Source organism: Amycolatopsis sp. MJM2582, assembly GCF_000754115.1.
In the GTDB taxonomy this organism is placed as follows: domain Bacteria; phylum Actinomycetota; class Actinomycetes; order Mycobacteriales; family Pseudonocardiaceae; genus Amycolatopsis; species Amycolatopsis japonica.
In genome coordinates this window covers 1,729,383-1,744,122 of record NZ_JPLW01000001.1, presented here as the reverse complement: position 1 = coordinate 1,744,122, position 14,740 = coordinate 1,729,383, and the positions used below count along the sequence as shown (strand labels likewise).

At 69.1% G+C, this 14,740-nt stretch carries 13 protein-coding genes; 6 read left to right on the top strand and 7 right to left on the bottom strand.

Features of this window, described 5'->3' with window-relative positions; translation table 11 throughout:
- Nucleotides 1-126: 126 nt before the first annotated feature.
- Entirely contained in the window at nt 127-1,569 is a 1,443-nt protein-coding gene (locus tag ED92_RS08575) for a catalase (protein WP_037334996.1), read from the bottom strand.
- 207 nt (nt 1,570-1,776) lie between these two features.
- On the opposite strand from ED92_RS08575, the gene ED92_RS08570 reads away from it, so the two are divergent.
- Nucleotides 1,777-2,919: an MFS transporter gene (locus tag ED92_RS08570; protein ID WP_037334994.1), complete on the top strand. Its 1,143-nt coding sequence runs from the start codon at nt 1,777-1,779 to the stop codon at nt 2,917-2,919.
- Between the two features lie 73 nt (nt 2,920-2,992).
- Here ED92_RS08570 and ED92_RS08565 read toward each other — a convergent pair whose 3' ends face one another.
- Both ED92_RS08565 and ED92_RS08560 read right to left on the bottom strand, forming a co-directional pair.
- A complete protein-coding gene (locus ED92_RS08565) occupies nt 2,993-3,364 on the bottom strand; it encodes a hypothetical protein (RefSeq protein ID WP_037336230.1) in 372 nt (123 codons plus the stop codon).
- Nucleotides 3,365-3,426: 62 nt separating this feature from the next.
- Nucleotides 3,427-4,617, bottom strand: a complete 1,191-nt coding sequence (locus ED92_RS08560) for an RtcB family protein (RefSeq protein WP_037334992.1) — start codon at nt 4,615-4,617, stop codon at nt 3,427-3,429.
- Between the two features lie 238 nt (nt 4,618-4,855).
- On the opposite strand from ED92_RS08560, the gene ED92_RS08555 reads away from it, so the two are divergent.
- Together ED92_RS08555 and ED92_RS08550 are read left to right on the top strand one after the other, a co-directional pair.
- Nucleotides 4,856-6,355 (top strand): M48 family metallopeptidase, encoded by a 1,500-nt coding sequence (locus ED92_RS08555; protein WP_037334990.1) that lies wholly within the window; start codon nt 4,856-4,858, stop codon nt 6,353-6,355.
- A gap of 9 nt (nt 6,356-6,364) precedes the next feature.
- A complete protein-coding gene (locus ED92_RS08550; protein WP_037334988.1) occupies nt 6,365-7,465 on the top strand; it encodes a DUF4034 domain-containing protein in 1,101 nt (366 codons plus the stop codon).
- A 272-nt stretch (nt 7,466-7,737) separates the two neighbouring features.
- Here the strand turns inward: ED92_RS08550 and ED92_RS08545 are convergent, their stop codons facing one another.
- Both ED92_RS08545 and ED92_RS08540 read right to left on the bottom strand, forming a co-directional pair.
- A complete protein-coding gene (locus ED92_RS08545) occupies nt 7,738-8,778 on the bottom strand; it encodes an aspartate-semialdehyde dehydrogenase (RefSeq protein ID WP_037334986.1) in 1,041 nt (346 codons plus the stop codon).
- Nucleotides 8,778-10,043 carry an aspartate kinase gene (locus ED92_RS08540; protein ID WP_037334984.1) on the bottom strand — a complete coding sequence of 422 codons (1,266 nt, stop codon included), beginning with the start codon at nt 10,041-10,043 and terminating at the stop codon, nt 8,778-8,780. The genes ED92_RS08545 and ED92_RS08540 overlap by 1 nt, the downstream gene beginning before the upstream one ends.
- A gap of 228 nt (nt 10,044-10,271) precedes the next feature.
- Between ED92_RS08540 and ED92_RS08535 the strand changes: the two genes are divergently transcribed.
- Entirely contained in the window at nt 10,272-10,868 is a 597-nt protein-coding gene (locus ED92_RS08535; protein WP_037334982.1) for a nitroreductase family protein, read from the top strand.
- On the opposite strand, the gene ED92_RS08530 is transcribed toward ED92_RS08535, so the two are convergent.
- A complete protein-coding gene (locus ED92_RS08530; RefSeq protein WP_037334981.1) occupies nt 10,829-12,289 on the bottom strand; it encodes an MFS transporter in 1,461 nt (486 codons plus the stop codon). The genes ED92_RS08535 and ED92_RS08530 overlap by 40 nt on opposite strands.
- 103 nt (nt 12,290-12,392) lie before the next feature.
- Here ED92_RS08530 and ED92_RS08525 point away from each other — a divergent pair, with 103 nt between their 5' ends.
- A complete protein-coding gene (locus ED92_RS08525; protein ID WP_037334979.1) occupies nt 12,393-13,232 on the top strand; it encodes a helix-turn-helix transcriptional regulator in 840 nt (279 codons plus the stop codon).
- Between the two features lie 9 nt (nt 13,233-13,241).
- Nucleotides 13,242-13,835 (top strand): hypothetical protein, encoded by a 594-nt coding sequence (locus ED92_RS08520; RefSeq protein ID WP_235213217.1) that lies wholly within the window; start codon nt 13,242-13,244, stop codon nt 13,833-13,835.
- Here the strand turns inward: ED92_RS08520 and ED92_RS08515 are convergent.
- Nucleotides 13,828-14,700, bottom strand: a complete 873-nt coding sequence (locus ED92_RS08515) for an ANTAR domain-containing protein (protein WP_037334975.1) — start codon at nt 14,698-14,700, stop codon at nt 13,828-13,830. The genes ED92_RS08520 and ED92_RS08515 overlap by 8 nt on opposite strands.
- Between the last annotated feature and the right edge of the window lie 40 nt (nt 14,701-14,740).

Here is a 14,740-nt window from a genome sequence, read left to right as displayed (position 1 = left end):
TCGGGGTGTCCCCCACGCACGCCACGCCACCTTCTGGCTTCACATGCGAGTGGGGACATGGGAACGCCCCCGGTGCGGGCACCGGGGGCGTTCCGTGGTGGGAGCAGCCTCTCGAAAGAGGTCCTTCTACTCGCGGAAGGCGTCCGCGACCTTGTCGCCGAGGTCCTTGTCGACGTTCCGCCAGTACTCGAAGACGCGTTCCAGCACCGGCCGGGAGACGTCGTTCGAAGCGTGGCCGATGATGTTGTTCGCCAGCCGCTCGCGCTGCGCGTCGTCCATCACCTCGCGGACGAGAGTGCCTGGCTGGCCGAAGTCGTCGTCCTCGGCGTGGAGCTTGTACGCCGACCGGATGACCTCGTCCTCGACGCCGTAGCCCGAGGCGGTCTCGGAGGCGATCTCCGCGCTCGCGTGCGGGCCGCCGTAGGAGTTCGGCGCGTACACCGGGTCGCCCGGGTTGTTGTAGCGCATCGCACCGTCGCGCGAGTAGCTGTTCACCGGCGACTTCGGCGCGTTGACCGGCAGCTGCGTGTAGTTCGCGCCGATCCGGTAGCGGTGCGCGTCCGGGTACGCGAACAGGCGGCCCTGCAGCATCTTGTCCGGCGACGGGCCGATACCCGGCACCAGGTTGGACGGCTCGAACGCGGCCTGCTCGATCTCCGCGAAGTAGTTCGCCGGATTGCGGTCGAGCACCCAGCGGCCGACCTTGATCAGCGGGTAGTCGCCCTTCGGCCACACCTTGGTCAGGTCGAACGGGTTGAAGCGGTAGTCCGCGGCCTCCGCGTACGGCATCACCTGGACGTACAGCGTCCAGCTCGGGTGGTTGCCCTGCTTGATGTTCTTGAACAGGTCGCGGATGTAGTAGTCGGAGTCTTCGCCCGCGATGCGGTCCGCGTCGGCCTGCGACAGGTAACCGATGCCCTGGTCGGTCTTGAAGTGGTACTTGACCCAGAACTTCTCGCCGCCGGCGTTCTCCCACAGGTAGGTGTGCGAGCCGAAGCCGTCCATCTCCCGCCAGTTCGACGGGATGCCGCGGTCGCCCATCAGCCAGGTGACCTGGTGCGCGGACTCGGGCCGCAACGTCCAGAAGTCCCACTGGATGTCGTGGTCGCGCAGGTGGTTGTCGGCGCGGCGCTTCTGCGAGTGGATGAAGTCGGGGAACTTGATCGGGTCGCGGATGAAGAACACCGGGGTGTTGTTGCCGACGAGGTCGTAGTTGCCCTCGGAGGTGTAGAACTTCACCGCGAAGCCGCGCGGGTCGCGCCACGTGTCGGGCGAGCCGTTCTCGCCGGCGACCGACGAGAAGCGGGCCAGGCTCTCGGTGCGCACGCCGGGCTGGAACAGCGCGGCCTTCGTGAACTGACTGACGTCCTCGGTGACCTCGAGGAAGCCGTGCGCACCGCCGCCCTTGGCGTGGACGACGCGCTCCGGCACGCGTTCACGGTTGAACTGGGCGTTCTTCTCGATCAGGTAGTGGTCCTGGAGCAGGATCGGGCCGTTGGCGCCTACCGTCAGGGAGTCGTTGTCGCTCGCGACGGGGATGCCCACGTTGTTCGTGGTCGGCAGGGTCACGCCGGTGCCTCCTGGTTCGTGGTGGTGAGCGGTCAGTCCCCACCACCCTCTCGTCTAATCTGGAATCAGTCAAGAAAACCCCCCGGACCGGGTGACCCGTACCTCGCGAAAAAAACTTGCACGCGCGTACCAAGTTACGTTCTCATCGGTTCCATGGCCCTCGCTCCGTATCGTCGCGTGTTAGCCGTGCCCGGAGTTCCCAGCTCGATGCTGCTGATGTTCCTGGCCCGGCTCCCGATGACGGCCATGGGCGTGACGATGACGCTGTACGTGGTCAACGACCTCGGCCGCGGTTACGGCGCGGCCGGGCTGATCGGCGCCGCCACCACCCTCGGCAGCGCGATCGGGGCGCCGCTCGTCGGCCGGTACGTCGACCGCTACGGGCTGCGGCCGGTGGTCGCGATCTGCGGGGTGGCCTCGTCGACGTTCTGGATCAGCGCGCCGCATCTGCCGTATCAGGTGCTGCTCGCGGTCGCGCTCCCCGCGGGCGTGCTGTCGGTGCCCGCGGGAACGCTCGCGCGGCTGGTGCTCACCGCGCTCGTGCCGCTGGAACAGCGGCGCGCGGCCTACTCGCTGGACACGATCCTGGTGGAGGCGTCGTTCATGATCGGGCCGTCGGCCGGGATCATGGCGATCACGCAGCTGCCCGCGGTCTACGCGCTCACCGGTATCGGGGTCTGCTTCGCGCTTTCGGCGACGTTGATCTACCGGCAGAACCCGCCGATCCGCGCCGAGGCCGACGCCGAGGTGTTCACCGGGGAGCGGCCGCCCGTGCGGAGCTGGCTCACCGGACGGCTCGTGATGGCGATGTTCATCGCCGCGGGCGCGTTGTTCTGCCTGGTCGGCATGGAGCTCGCCGCCTTGGCGACCCTGCGCGCGAGCGGGGACATCGCCTGGTCGGGGCTGCTGATCACGCTGATGTGCGTCGCGTCCGTGCTCGGCGGGGCGATCCACGGCGCGGTCCGGCGGTCGCTTTCGCAGGGCACGCTGATGGTGCTGCTCGCGGTGCTGACGCTGCCGGTCGGGCTGATCGACCACCCGTGGTGGCTGCTGGCGATCGTGCTCTTCCCGAGCAACGTGCTGTGCGCGCCGACGCTCGCGGCGAGCACGGAGACGGTCAGCGCGGCGGCCCCGCCCCGGGTGCGCGGCGAGGCGATGGGCCTGCTGGACGCGGCCAGCCGGATCGGCTTGGCGATCGGGAGCCCGATCATCGGGTTCGTGATCGACCATTCGACCCCCGGCTGGGGGTTCACGGCCTCGGCCTTGGGCGCGCTGGCGATCGCTTCGGTCGGCCTGTTCTGGCGCCGGTCCCGGACGCCCGCCCGGGTGCCCGCGCTCACCTCCTCCTGATGCGTTTCGTCCTCTGAACGCGGTCGTTGGCATCGCCAACTACCGCATTCAGAGGACGAAATGCGAGAGGGGGCTAGGCGCAGACCTTCCGGAGGGCGTCGAGCCGGTCGAGGTTGCGCTTGGTCCAGTCCGCGATCTTGCCCGCGTCCTGGATGTTCTCCTTCTGCACCTGCAGATACGAGTCGGCCATGCCGGTGAGCGCGCTCGCGACGTTCTGCTCGCCGACGCTGTTCGCCAGCTCACGCAGCCGCTTCTCCTTGTCCGCGGCGCGTTCCTTGATCGTCGCCGGGTCCGGATTGAGGTCGGCGAGGCTGAGCGCCTCGGCGCAGGCACCGACCTTCGTCGCTGCCTTGTTCGTCTGATCGACGGCGTTCGTGACCTCGCTGCAGCCCGCCAGCGCGAGTCCGGCGGCCGCCAGGAGCGCCGCGATTCCCAACCTCTTCATGAAGACCACATTAGCGAGAAACGTGGGTGGTATGTCGGGTTCCCCGGCACACCACCCACGTTTCAGCCCTTCACGCAGACGACCTGCTTGAGGTGCGCGACCACCTCGACGAGATCCGTCTGCGCCTTGATCACCGTTTCGATGTCCTTGTACGCGGCCGGGATCTCGTCCACCACACCGGAGTCCTTGCGGCATTCCACGCCGGCGGTCTGCGCCGCGAGGTCCTCGGCGGTGTACAGCTTCTTGGCCTTGTTCCGCGACATTCGGCGGCCCGCGCCGTGCGACGCGGACTGGAAGGACGACGCGTTCCCGAGGCCGCGCACGATGTACGAACCGGTGCCCATGCTGCCCGGGATGATCCCGAGGTCACCCGAACCCGCGCGGATCGCGCCCTTGCGGGTCACCAGGAGGTCGACGCCGTCGTAGGTCTCCTCGGCGACGTAGTTGTGGTGGCAGCTGATCGCGTCGTCGAACGTCGTCTGCGGCACGACGTCCTTCAGCGCCTGCTTCACGAGCGCGACCATGGTGGCGCGGTTGCGCGCCGCGTAGTCCTGCGCCCAGAACAGGTCGCGCCGGTACGCCTGCATCTCCGGCGTGCCCGCGACGAACACCGCGAGGTCCGGATCCGGCAGATCCGCGTTGTGCGGCAGCTTCCGCGCGACGGCCATGTGCCGTTCCGCGAGTTCCTTGCCGATGTTGCGCGAGCCGGAGTGCAGCATCAGCCACACGCGGCCTTCGTCCTCGCCGCCCTGTTCGAGGCAGACCTCGATGAAGTGGTTGCCGCCGCCGAGGCTCCCGATCTGGCGCGACGCGCGGTCGTGCAGATCCTGGACGCCGGGATGCAGGTCGCCGAAGGACTTCCAGAAGGCGTCCCAGCCACCGACACCGTGCACCTTCGCCGGGTTCACCGGGGTCTTGTGCAGGCCGAACCCGACCGGGACGGCCGATTCGATCCGGCGGCGGAGCTTCAGCAGGTCGTCGGGCAGGTCGGCGGCGGTGAGCGAGGTCCGCACCGCGCTCATCCCGCAGCCGATGTCCACGCCGACGGCGGCCGGGGACACCGCGTCGCGCATCGCGATCACGCTGCCGACGGTCGCGCCCTTGCCGTAGTGGACGTCGGGCATGACCGCGACGCCGTGCACCCACGGCAGGTTGGCGACGTTGTGCAGCTGTCGCATGGCCTGGTCCTCGACCGATGCGGGGTCCGCCCACATCCGGATCGGAACCCGCGAGCCTTCGACCGCCGTGTACATGACTTTCCTTTCGTGGAAAACGTTTTGTCGTCGTCGAGAATGCACCGATCGGGCGAACCGGACAAGGCAATTATCCGCTCCACAATGGACAGTCCACATGCGACGACGCGCGCCGGGGTGATGTTCATCCCGAAGTCTTCGATCGTATTCGAAAAGTGATCGGCCGCGAGAGGCGCTTCGGGCACAATGAGCGCTCGGTGTCGGGGGTACACCAACTCTGGGGAAGGTCCGTTTCACAGTGAAGTCTTTTCGTGGGCTGCTCGCTGCCGTCCTGCTGGCGGGGTTCCCGCTGCTCGTGCTCGCGTTCGTGGGCGGGATCGTGGCGCTCGAAGTGCTGGCTTTGCGGCACAACGTCATCGCGGCGGTGAAGCTCGGCATCATCACCGTGCCGGTCGGCTGGATCCTGCTGAAGACCCTGCTCACCGTCGAGCGGGCGACCGACGACGACGTACCCGGCGTCCAGGTGACGCCGGAGTCCCAACCCGCCCTCTGGGCGCTGGTCCGGGAACTCGCGGCCGAGGCGGGCACCCGCCCGCCGGACGAGATCTACCTCGATCCGGACGTCAACGCCGCGGTCACCGAGCGCACCTCGTGGCTCGGGCTGCGGGTGCTGCGCCGCCGCATGATCATCGGGGTCCCGCTGATCATGGGCCTGCGCCAGGACCAGTTCCGCGCCGTGCTCGCGCACGAACTGGGGCACTACAGCAACAAGGACACCCGCTTCGCCGCGCTGACCTATCGCGGGCGCAAGTCGATCGCGCGGGTGGTCAACGGCCTCGACCGCGACGGCTACTTCGAACGCTTCGTCGGCTGGCTCTTCAAGCAGTACGCGAAGCTGTACTTCGTCGTCTCGATGAGTGTCTGCCGAGCTCAGGAGCTCGCGGCCGACGCCGTTTCGGCACGGCTCGCGGGTACCGACGCGGCGACCTCGGCCCTGCGCGAGATCGAAGCGCTGGCCGTCACCTGGCGGTTCTTCATGAACAACTACGCCGCGATCGGCTGGGAGGCTGGGTATCTCCCGGACCGGTTCGGCGAGGGCTACCGCGCGCTGCTCACGGACCCGACCAGGGCGGAGCAGATGGAGGAGATGCGCCGGAACCCGTCGGAGGACGAGACCTCGCGGTGGGACACGCATCCGGCCACCCGGGACCGGGTCGCGACGCTCGAAGCGGGCACCCGCTTCCCGGTTCGCCCCGGCGGCGAACGTCCGGCGACCGAACTGCTGACCGGTGCCGAGAAGATGCTCGACGAGGCGCTGTTCACCGTCTTCTCCGACGAGGCGCGCACGAAACGGCGGACGGACTGGCAGTCGCTGGTCGCCATCGGCCGTCGTCACGCCGCCGCCGAAGCCGCCGCGGAGATCCTGGGCGAACGCACCCTCGACATGGCGCTGGACCTGCTCGACGCGGGCAGGCACGAGGAACTGGCCGATCCGGACGCGGCGCCACCTGCCGGCGCCGGTCCGCGCGCCCGCCGGGAGTTCGCCGTCGTGTCGGTCCGCCGTCGGCTGGCGGTCGTCGTCCACGCGGCGCTCACCGACGTCGGCGCGGGGCGATGGTCGCTTTCGTGGTCAGGACCGGCGCCGTTCACCGTGGACGAGCCGCTGGAAGACGGGCTGGAGCCCGCGCTCGACCAGGCCACCGCCGCCGAATCCGACACCGCGCCGCTGCGTGCGCTGCTGACAGCCGCCGGGGTGCCCGCCGGCTACCGGCCGACTCTCACCCTTGTTCGTTCTTAAGGAGTTTTCATGCTTTGGCTGCTCAAATCCCGTCAGCGCAAGGCCGTGTTCGCCGTGATGAAGGAGGCGAAGCGGCGCGGCGTCAGCATCGACGAACTCAACAACGTGCTGACGCCCGAAGAGTTCGCCGCACTGCTGCCGCCGGAGAAGCCCAAGTTCAAGGGCAGGATCCCGGACGTCACCCGCTGGGGTCTCCCGGCCGACGGCGAGGTGTCGGCCAAGGAGTACTGGACCGACGGGGAGATCCTCGCCGTGCAGGAGTCGACCGCCCGCGGCGATTGGGAAGGCGCCGCGGCGCTGCTGGCGTCGACCTGGGGGAACTGGGCTCGCCGCGATCAGGTGACCGGCGCGCTCGGCGAGGCCGCCGCGAAGGACGACGAGTGGCTGCGCGCGTGGCGCAAGGCTCGCCCCGGCGACCCGGGCGCGGCGCTCGTCAACGCGGCGTCGCTGGTGGACGTGGCTTGGGAGGTGCGCAGCTCGCTGCAGGCGAAGCATGTCACGCAGGAGCAGTTCGCCGCGTTCTTCCGGGTGCTGGAGCAGGCCGAGGAGGCCGTGCACGAGGCGGCCGGGCTCGCTCCCGAAGACCCGACGCCGTGGGTGACCGCGCTCACGATCGCGATGGGGCGGCAGTACGAGAACGACGAGTACCGGAAGGTCTGGGCGGAACTCGTCGCCCGCGACCCGCGGCACCGCGGCGCGCACTCGCGGGCGTTGCAGTACTGGTGCGCGAAGTGGTTCGGCTCGAACGAGCTGATGTGGGAGTTCGCCGAGACCGCGGCCGCGGAGTCGCCGAACCTGGCGCCGCTGCTGCTGGTCGCGGCGCACGAAGCCGAGTTCCAGGACGTTCCCGCTTGGCGTTCGCCGCGGGTGTCCGGCGCGCTCGACGGGATCCTGGCGTTGCTCGACGGCGAAGACTATCCGGAGAAACGGGGAGACCGGGCGTACCTGGCGAAGGCGCTGGTGGAGAACGGGCGCTTCGACGAGGCCGTCGAGCAGTTCCGGCACTTGGGGACGCGGGCGGACGGCGGGGTGTGGTCCTACAGCGGGGATCCTCGGGGCGAGTTCCTCGCTACGCGGTATGCGGCCTGTGCGGGGGCCACGCGCGTTTAGTCCTCTGAATGCTTAGCCCGCGGCGCGCGGAACCCGATCCCGACCGTCCACAAGGGACACAAAGTCGGCTTGGGTGCCCGATTTGGGTGGTTCACCGAGGGGTCGTGAGTGGCAATGGTCGTTCTAACCCTCTTTAACACTCACGACCCCCGCGGGAACCCGTGCATATGGTGATCAATCGGTCATTTCACCACGCGAAGACGGACCGGCGGATGCAAGGAACGGTCCTTTCCTGGCAAATTTCGCAAGGAAAGGACCGTTCATGGCACGGGTCAGGAGTTCGCGGCGACCAGTTCCGCGATCTGCACGGCGTTGAGCGCCGCGCCCTTCCGCAGGTTGTCGTTCGACAGGAACAGCACCAGGCCGCGACCACCGTCGACACCCGGGTCCGTCCGCAGCCGCCCGACGTACGACGGGTCCTGGCCGGCGGCCTGCAGCGGGGTCGGGATGTCCGACAGTTCGACACCGGGGGCGCCGGTCAGCAGCTCGGTCGCGCGGGCGACGGAAAGCGGCTGCGCGAACTCGGCGTTGATCGAGATCGAGTGCCCCGAGAACACCGGCACCCGCACGCAGGTGCAGGAGACCCGCAGCTCCGGGATGCTCAGGATCTTGCGGCTCTCGTTGCGGAACTTCTTCTCTTCGTCCGTCTCGAACTCGCCATCGTCCACAATGGACCCGGCCAGCGGGAGGACGTTGTGCGCGATGGGCCGCGCGTACTTCTTCGGCTCGGGGAAGGTCACCGCCGCGCCGTCGTGGGTCAGGGCGCCCGCGTTCGCCGCGGCCGCGGCGAGCTGGCCTTCCAGCTCCTCGACGCCGGCGAGCCCGCTACCGGAGACCGCCTGGTAGGTGCTGGCGACCAGCCGCACCAGACCCGCTTCGGCGTGCAGCGGCTTGAGCACCGGCATCGCGGCCATGGTGGTGCAGTTGGGGTTCGCGATGATCCCCTTGCGCGCCTCCTTGACCGCTTCCGGGTTGACCTCGCTGACGATCAGCGGGACGTCCGGGTCCATCCGCCACGCCGACGAGTTGTCGATCACCGTGGCGCCGGCGGCGGCGAACCGTTCCGCCTGGGCTTTGGAGGTCGAGCCACCCGCCGAGAACAGCGCGATGTCCAAACCGGACGGATCCGCGGTCGTCGCGTCCTCGATGACGATTTCCCCGTCACCCCAAGGAAGCTTCGAACCGGCGGACCGCGCCGAAGCGAAGTACCGCATTTCGGCGACCGGGAAACCCCGTTCGGCCAGCAGACGGCGCATGACGCCGCCGACCTGACCGGTCGCCCCGACCACGCCTACCCGCAAACCTTCCGGCATCAGCGACCACTCCCCGCGTAGACGACGGCTTCTTCGTCGCCGCCGAGTTCGAACGCCTCGTGGATCGCGCGCACCGCGTCGTCGAGCTGCGCGTCCCGGATGAGCACCGAGATCCGGATCTCCGAGGTGTTGATGATTTCGATGTTGACGCCCGACTGCGCGAGCGCCTCGCAGAACGTCGCCGTGACACCGGGGTGCGAACGCATCCCCGCGCCGACGAGCGACACCTTGCCGACATGGTCGTCGTAGAGGACCGACTCGAAGCCGATCTCGTCCTTGATCTTCTCCAGCGACTGCACGGCCTTGGCGCCGTTGGCCTTCGACAGGGTGAAGGTGATGTCGGTGCGGCCGGACGAGGTGCTGGACACGTTCTGCAGCACCATGTCGATGTCGATCTCGTTGTCGGCGATCACGCGGAAGATCCGGGCCGCGGCACCGGTGGTGTCGGGTACGCCGGTCACCGTGATCTTGGCTTCGGAGCGGTCGTGCGCCACACCGGTGATCAACGCTTGTTCCACGGGGATCTCCTCGATAGAACCGGTCACCGTGGTGCCCGGCTTGTCACTGTAGGAAGAACGGACTCGGATCGGGACGCCGTAGCGGCGCGCGTACTCCACCGAGCGCAGATGCAGGATCTTCGATCCGCTCGCGGCGAGCTCCAGCATCTCCTCGTAGGCGATGGTGTCGAGCTTGCGGGCGTCGGACACGACCCGGGGATCGGCGGTGTACACACCGTCCACATCGGAATAGATCTCGCAGACGTCGGCGTTCAGTGCCGCGGCCAGCGCGACGGCGGTGGTGTCCGAACCGCCGCGGCCGAGGGTGGTGATGTCCTTGGTGTCCTGCGACACGCCCTGGAAACCGGCCACCAGCGCGATGTAGCCCTGGTCGAGGGCCTCCGTCACGCGGCTGGGGCTGACGTCGATGATCCGCGCGTTGCCGTGCACCGACGTCGTCACCACGCCCGCCTGCGAGCCGGTGAACGACCAGGCTTCCGCGCCGTGGGCCGAAATCGCCATCGCCACCAGCGAGTTGGAGATGCGCTCACCCGCGGTGAGCAGCATGTCCATCTCGCGCTCCGGCGGAGCCGGGTTGACCTGCTGAGCCAGGTCGAGCAGCTCGTCGGTGGTGTCGCCCATGGCGGAGCAGACGACGACCACGTCGTTGCCCGCCTTCTTGGTGGCGACGATGCGTTCCGCGACGCGTTTGATCCGGTCGGCACTTTCCAGCGACGAACCGCCGTACTTCTGGACCACGAGGGCCACGCCCGAACCTCCTCGACGGGCCGGGCGTGCTCCTCGTGGGCACCGAGGAGCCCCCGCGTCCCTTATTTGGGCGAAAGCCTACCGGGGTCGCGCACGCCCGCCACCCTCGTAAGTGGTCCTGACCACCACATAGAGGACTTCCCGAAGTAAATCTTCCTTAACACCAACGAAATAGTCGGAGGGCTTTCACTTTAGTGACGGAGAGCACCCCCTTGTTATGGTCCGGCGGTGCACAAACCCGCCGAGACAAGTACCCCGATCGCGTCGATCCTGGCCAACCGCTGGAGCCCGCGCGCCTACGACGAGGCCGCCACGGTGTCCGAAGACCAGCTCCGCGCGCTGCTCGAAGCGGCTCGCTGGGCGCCGTCGTTCGGCAACACCCAGCCCGCCCGCTACCTGGTCGGCCTGCGCGGAACGCCGTCGTTCGACCGCATCCTCTCGACGCTCAACTCGGGCAACCGCGCGTGGGCGCAGCGCGCCGGGCTGCTGCTGATCGGCGTGATGGTGACCACGAACGAGAAGGGCGACGTCCCGTACGCCGAGTACGGGCTGGGCCTGGCGAGCGAAAACCTCGTGCTCCAGGCCGTCGACCTCGGCCTGATCGCGCACCAGATGGCCGGCTTCTCAGCCGAAGCGGCGAAGGACTTCTTCGGCCTCCCCGACGACGTCGTCCCCAAAGTCGCCATCGCGGTCGGCCACCCCGCGGACCCGGCGGTGCTCGAAGCAGACTGGCGGATCGAGCGCGAGAAAGCGCCGCGCGAGCGGATTCCCCTGGCCGAGTTCGCCTACGCCGACGCCTGGGGCACGAGCGCCTTCTCCGGGTGAGGGAGCCATCGCAGAGCGAGAACCCCTAGCCCGGCGTGCAGCAGGCTGAGCACCGCGACGGCGGTGTGCAGGCCGATGACGAAGGCCTCCTTCGCGTCAAGAGCGGCCGAGGGCGCGATTTCGAGGGTTTCCCCGAGGGTGGGCGCGAGATCCGGTCCTGCCAGGCGGAACACCAGCGCGGCGAGCGAGCCCATCAGCGCGATGCCCAGCGCGTTGCCGATCTCGTTGCTGGTCTCGGCGATCGCGCCCGCGGCTCCCGCGCGTTCGGCGGGTACCGCGCCGACGGCCGTGTCGGCCACCACGCTGAACGAGATGCCGTAGCCGATCCCGGCGACCACCGTCGACGCGACGTACCAGCCAGCGCCGCCCGTGACCCCGGTCATGAGCAGCAGCGCGAGCCCGGCGGCGATGGAGAAATGGCAGGCGACCAGCGCGGTTCGCTTGCCGACGCGGTCGACCAGCGCGGGCGTGACGACGCACGTGATCGTGAGGACGGCCGCGCCGGGCAGCGCCAGCAACGCCGCGTGCAGGACGGGCAGGCCGAGCACGGACTGCAGGTGGATCCCCGACAGGTACGCGGCCGCCGACCACGCGGCCAACGGCACCAGCCCGGTGACGATCGCGATGGTGAAAACACGGTCGCGGAACAGCGAGAACTCGATCAGCGGATGTTCCAGACCGCGCTGCCGCCGGACGAACCACGTCAGCAGCACCGCGCCGACGACCGCGGAAGCGACCGAGAAGACGGAGAGGCCGTCGGCGGCCGCGTGCTTGATCCCGTAGATCGCGAGCAGGAGACCGGTGGCGGAGAGCACCACGCTCGGCACGTCGACCCGGCCCGTCCCGGCGGCCCGCACCTCGCGCAACAGCACCGGCGCGAACGCCAGGAACACCGCGATCACCGGCAGGTTGACCAGGAAGACCGAGCCCCACGGGAAGCGTTCCAGCAGCACCCCGCCGACGACCGGGCCGATCGCGAACCCCGCGGCGAACGCGGCCGCGAAGATCCCGATGGCGCGCGCCCGCCGTCGCGGATCGGGGAAGAGTTCGCTGAGCACGGCCAGCGCGGACGGCAGCAGCGTCGCGCCCGCGAGCCCCATCAGCGCGCGGAAGGCGACGAGCGTTTCCGGATTCGGGGCGAAGGCCGCGCCCGCCGAGCCCAGGCCGAACACGGCGGCGCCGATCATCAGCAGTTTCAGCCGTCCGTACCGGTCGCCGATGGCACCGAACGCGATGAGCAGCGAGCCGACCGCGAAACCGTAGACGTCGAGGATCCACAGCGCCTGATCGGCCGTGGGCGTGAGGGCCTGGCTGATCCTGGGCATCGCGAGGAACAGGATCGAGCCGTCCATCGAGACCAGGAACACCGGGCAGAGGATCACCAGCAGGCCGAACCAGGCCCTGGTGTGCTGTCGTGTCATGCCTTCGACGCTGTACCGGCTTCGCGACCGCAGCCATCCCCGTGCCGTGGGTACACCTCGCGGGTACACCCACGCGGCGGGCGGAGTACTTAGGCTCGGAGTCATGGAAAGCCTCGGCGTGTACCTCAAAAGCCGTCGTGACCGGGTGACCCCCGCCGAGATCGGCCTGCGCACCTACGGCACCTCTCGCCGCGTGCCCGGGCTGCGCCGCGAGGAACTCGCCCAGCTCGCCGGGGTGAGCGCCGGGTACTACACGCGGCTGGAACAAGGACTGGCCGAGACCGCTTCACAACAGGTGCTCGACGCGCTCGCCCGCGCGCTGCGGCTCGACGACGTCGAGACCGCGCACCTGCACAACCTCGCGCGGAGGTCCTCGCTCCCGAAGCTGGCCGATCCCGGACCGGAAGAACCGCATCCCCGGGTGCTCGCGCTGCTGGAGAACCTCGGCGAAACCGTGCCCGCGCTCGTCTTCGGCCGTCGCGGCGACGTGCTCGCGTGGAACCACGGCGGGCACGCGCTCATGGCCGAACACGTCGGCTTCGACGCGCCGAAGAATCCGGACCGGCGGCCGTCGCTGCCCCGGATGTTCTTCCTCGACCCGCTCACCCGCGAGCTGCACCGGAACCGGGCCGAGCTCGCCCGCGTCCACGTCGCCTATCTGCGGTTGACCGCCGGTCGCTACCCCACCGACGCCCGGCTGGCGGCGCTCATCGGCGAATTGACCATGCGCAGCGACGAGTTCGCGACGCTCTGGGCGACCGGCGACGTCGCCGACTGCACGGTCGGCGCCATGTGGTTGCGGCATCCGACGGTCGGCGCGCTCGGCGTCGACTATCAGGTGTGGCTGCAGCCCGACAGCCCCGACCACCGGCTGGAGATCTACACCCCGAAGGACCCGGCATCAGCCGACGCGGTGAAGATTTTGACCCGGTTCGATCGCTAACCTGGGGTTATGGGGGCAGTTCGCGCGTTGATCCGCAACGAGTCACGCACGATGGCCGGGCTCTGGCTGTATCTGACCGGTCGGAAGGACGGCATCGACGGGGACGCCGTCGCGGTGCCGTACGGCTCGGGCGGCAAGCCGATCTTCGTCGTCCTGGCCGTGGTGAGCGTCTTCGAAGCCGGTCTCTTCTGGCTGATCGACTTCGGTCTCGTCGTCGACATCCTGCTGCTCGTCCTCGGCGTGTACTCGGCGCTGCTGGTTTTCGGCGTCTACGCCGGCACCGTCGTCCGGCCGCACGTGATCTCGTCGCGCGAGGTGCGAGTGCGCTACAGCTCGTTCTACGACGTGCGGATCCCGAGGGAGAACATCGTCGCCCTGAGGCACGTGAAGGAAAGCCACGATCCCGCCAAGGCGAAGGCATTCCGCGACGAAACCTGGCTCCGTCACGACAACTTCTACGAGACGAACCTGGTCGCCGAATTGCGTGAGCCGATCACCGTGACCCGGCCGCTCGGGGCGACCGAGACCGTCCGCGTCGTGAAATTCCAGGCGGACGACCCGAAAGCCGCCGTCGAGGCGTACGAAAGGCTCGGTGTCAGCTGAGCGTCGACGTCCGGTTCACGATCGTCCTGGCGACTTCGATGACGCTTTCGTCCTGGGCGTAGGCACGCGCGTGAATGAGGGCGACCGCGTCCGATGAGGTGCAGTCGTGGGTGGCCATGACCATCCCCGTGGCCTGATGCACCACGACCTCGAGGTCCAGGTCACCGAACAACGGATGGACGGGGAGCCCGTCTTCCACGTCGAGCCGGGTGGCCGGATGCAATGCGGTCGCGGTGAGCGCGTCGGCCACCAGTTCCGTCGAACGGGCGATTTCGGCGTCCGGTTCGGGCTCGGACCGATACGCGGTGAGGGTGCCCAGCGGCGCTTCGCGCAACCCCAGCCGGGCCGACACCACCGCCCGGACCCCGAGTTCCCTCGCGGCGGGCCCGAACCGGGGCCACCGGCTCGACAGTTCCCACTCCGCGCACACGCCGGGCATTTCCCGGGAGGGCCCTTCGCCGAAGACGCACTCAAGGTCGTTCGCCCTGGCGGCGACGGGATCGGACACGACGACCGCCGCGGTCCCGGGGCTGCTGAACAAGGTCACCGCGAGGCTCTGGACGCCGGCGTTCTCGGCGACCGCGGCCAGGAACGCCGGCGGGACGCCCGCCCGCCCGGCGGCCCAGTCCCTCACCGCGGCGACATAACCCGCGTGGAGATCGGCCGCCGCCCGGTGCCTGCCCTCGGTGGCGCGATGGAGTTCCGCCATCCTCCGGTGGAACGGCCGCATGGTTGCGACGGCCGTTTCCATGAGGATTTCGTGCCGTGAGGCCACCCCCGCGGCGCGATCCGCACGCCCTCGTTCGGCCTCGACCAGTTCCCGCAGGGCCGACTGGTCGTACCGGCCACCGGTGCCGTCCCACATGAGGCGAGAGTACGCCCGCGACCGCCCCGCGGATGTGACC

Bases quoted from the DNA above. Each gene is read 5' to 3' on its own strand.
- ED92_RS08570 (WP_037334994.1), top strand. From the start codon at position 1,777: ATGCTGCTGATGTTCCTGGCCCGGCTCCCGATGACGGCCATGGGCGTG.
- ED92_RS08565 (WP_037336230.1), bottom strand. From the start codon at position 3,364: ATGAAGAGGTTGGGAATCGCGGCGCTCCTGGCGGCCGCCGGACTCGCG.
- ED92_RS08560 (WP_037334992.1), bottom strand. From the start codon at position 4,617: ATGTACACGGCGGTCGAAGGCTCGCGGGTTCCGATCCGGATGTGGGCG.
- ED92_RS08550 (WP_037334988.1), top strand. From the start codon at position 6,365: ATGCTTTGGCTGCTCAAATCCCGTCAGCGCAAGGCCGTGTTCGCCGTG.
- ED92_RS08545 (WP_037334986.1), bottom strand. From the start codon at position 8,778: ATGCCGGAAGGTTTGCGGGTAGGCGTGGTCGGGGCGACCGGTCAGGTC.
- ED92_RS08530 (WP_037334981.1), bottom strand. From the start codon at position 12,289: ATGACACGACAGCACACCAGGGCCTGGTTCGGCCTGCTGGTGATCCTC.
- ED92_RS08525 (WP_037334979.1), top strand. From the start codon at position 12,393: ATGGAAAGCCTCGGCGTGTACCTCAAAAGCCGTCGTGACCGGGTGACC.
- ED92_RS08520 (WP_235213217.1), top strand. From the start codon at position 13,242: ATGGGGGCAGTTCGCGCGTTGATCCGCAACGAGTCACGCACGATGGCC.
- ED92_RS08515 (WP_037334975.1), bottom strand. From the start codon at position 14,700: ATGTGGGACGGCACCGGTGGCCGGTACGACCAGTCGGCCCTGCGGGAA.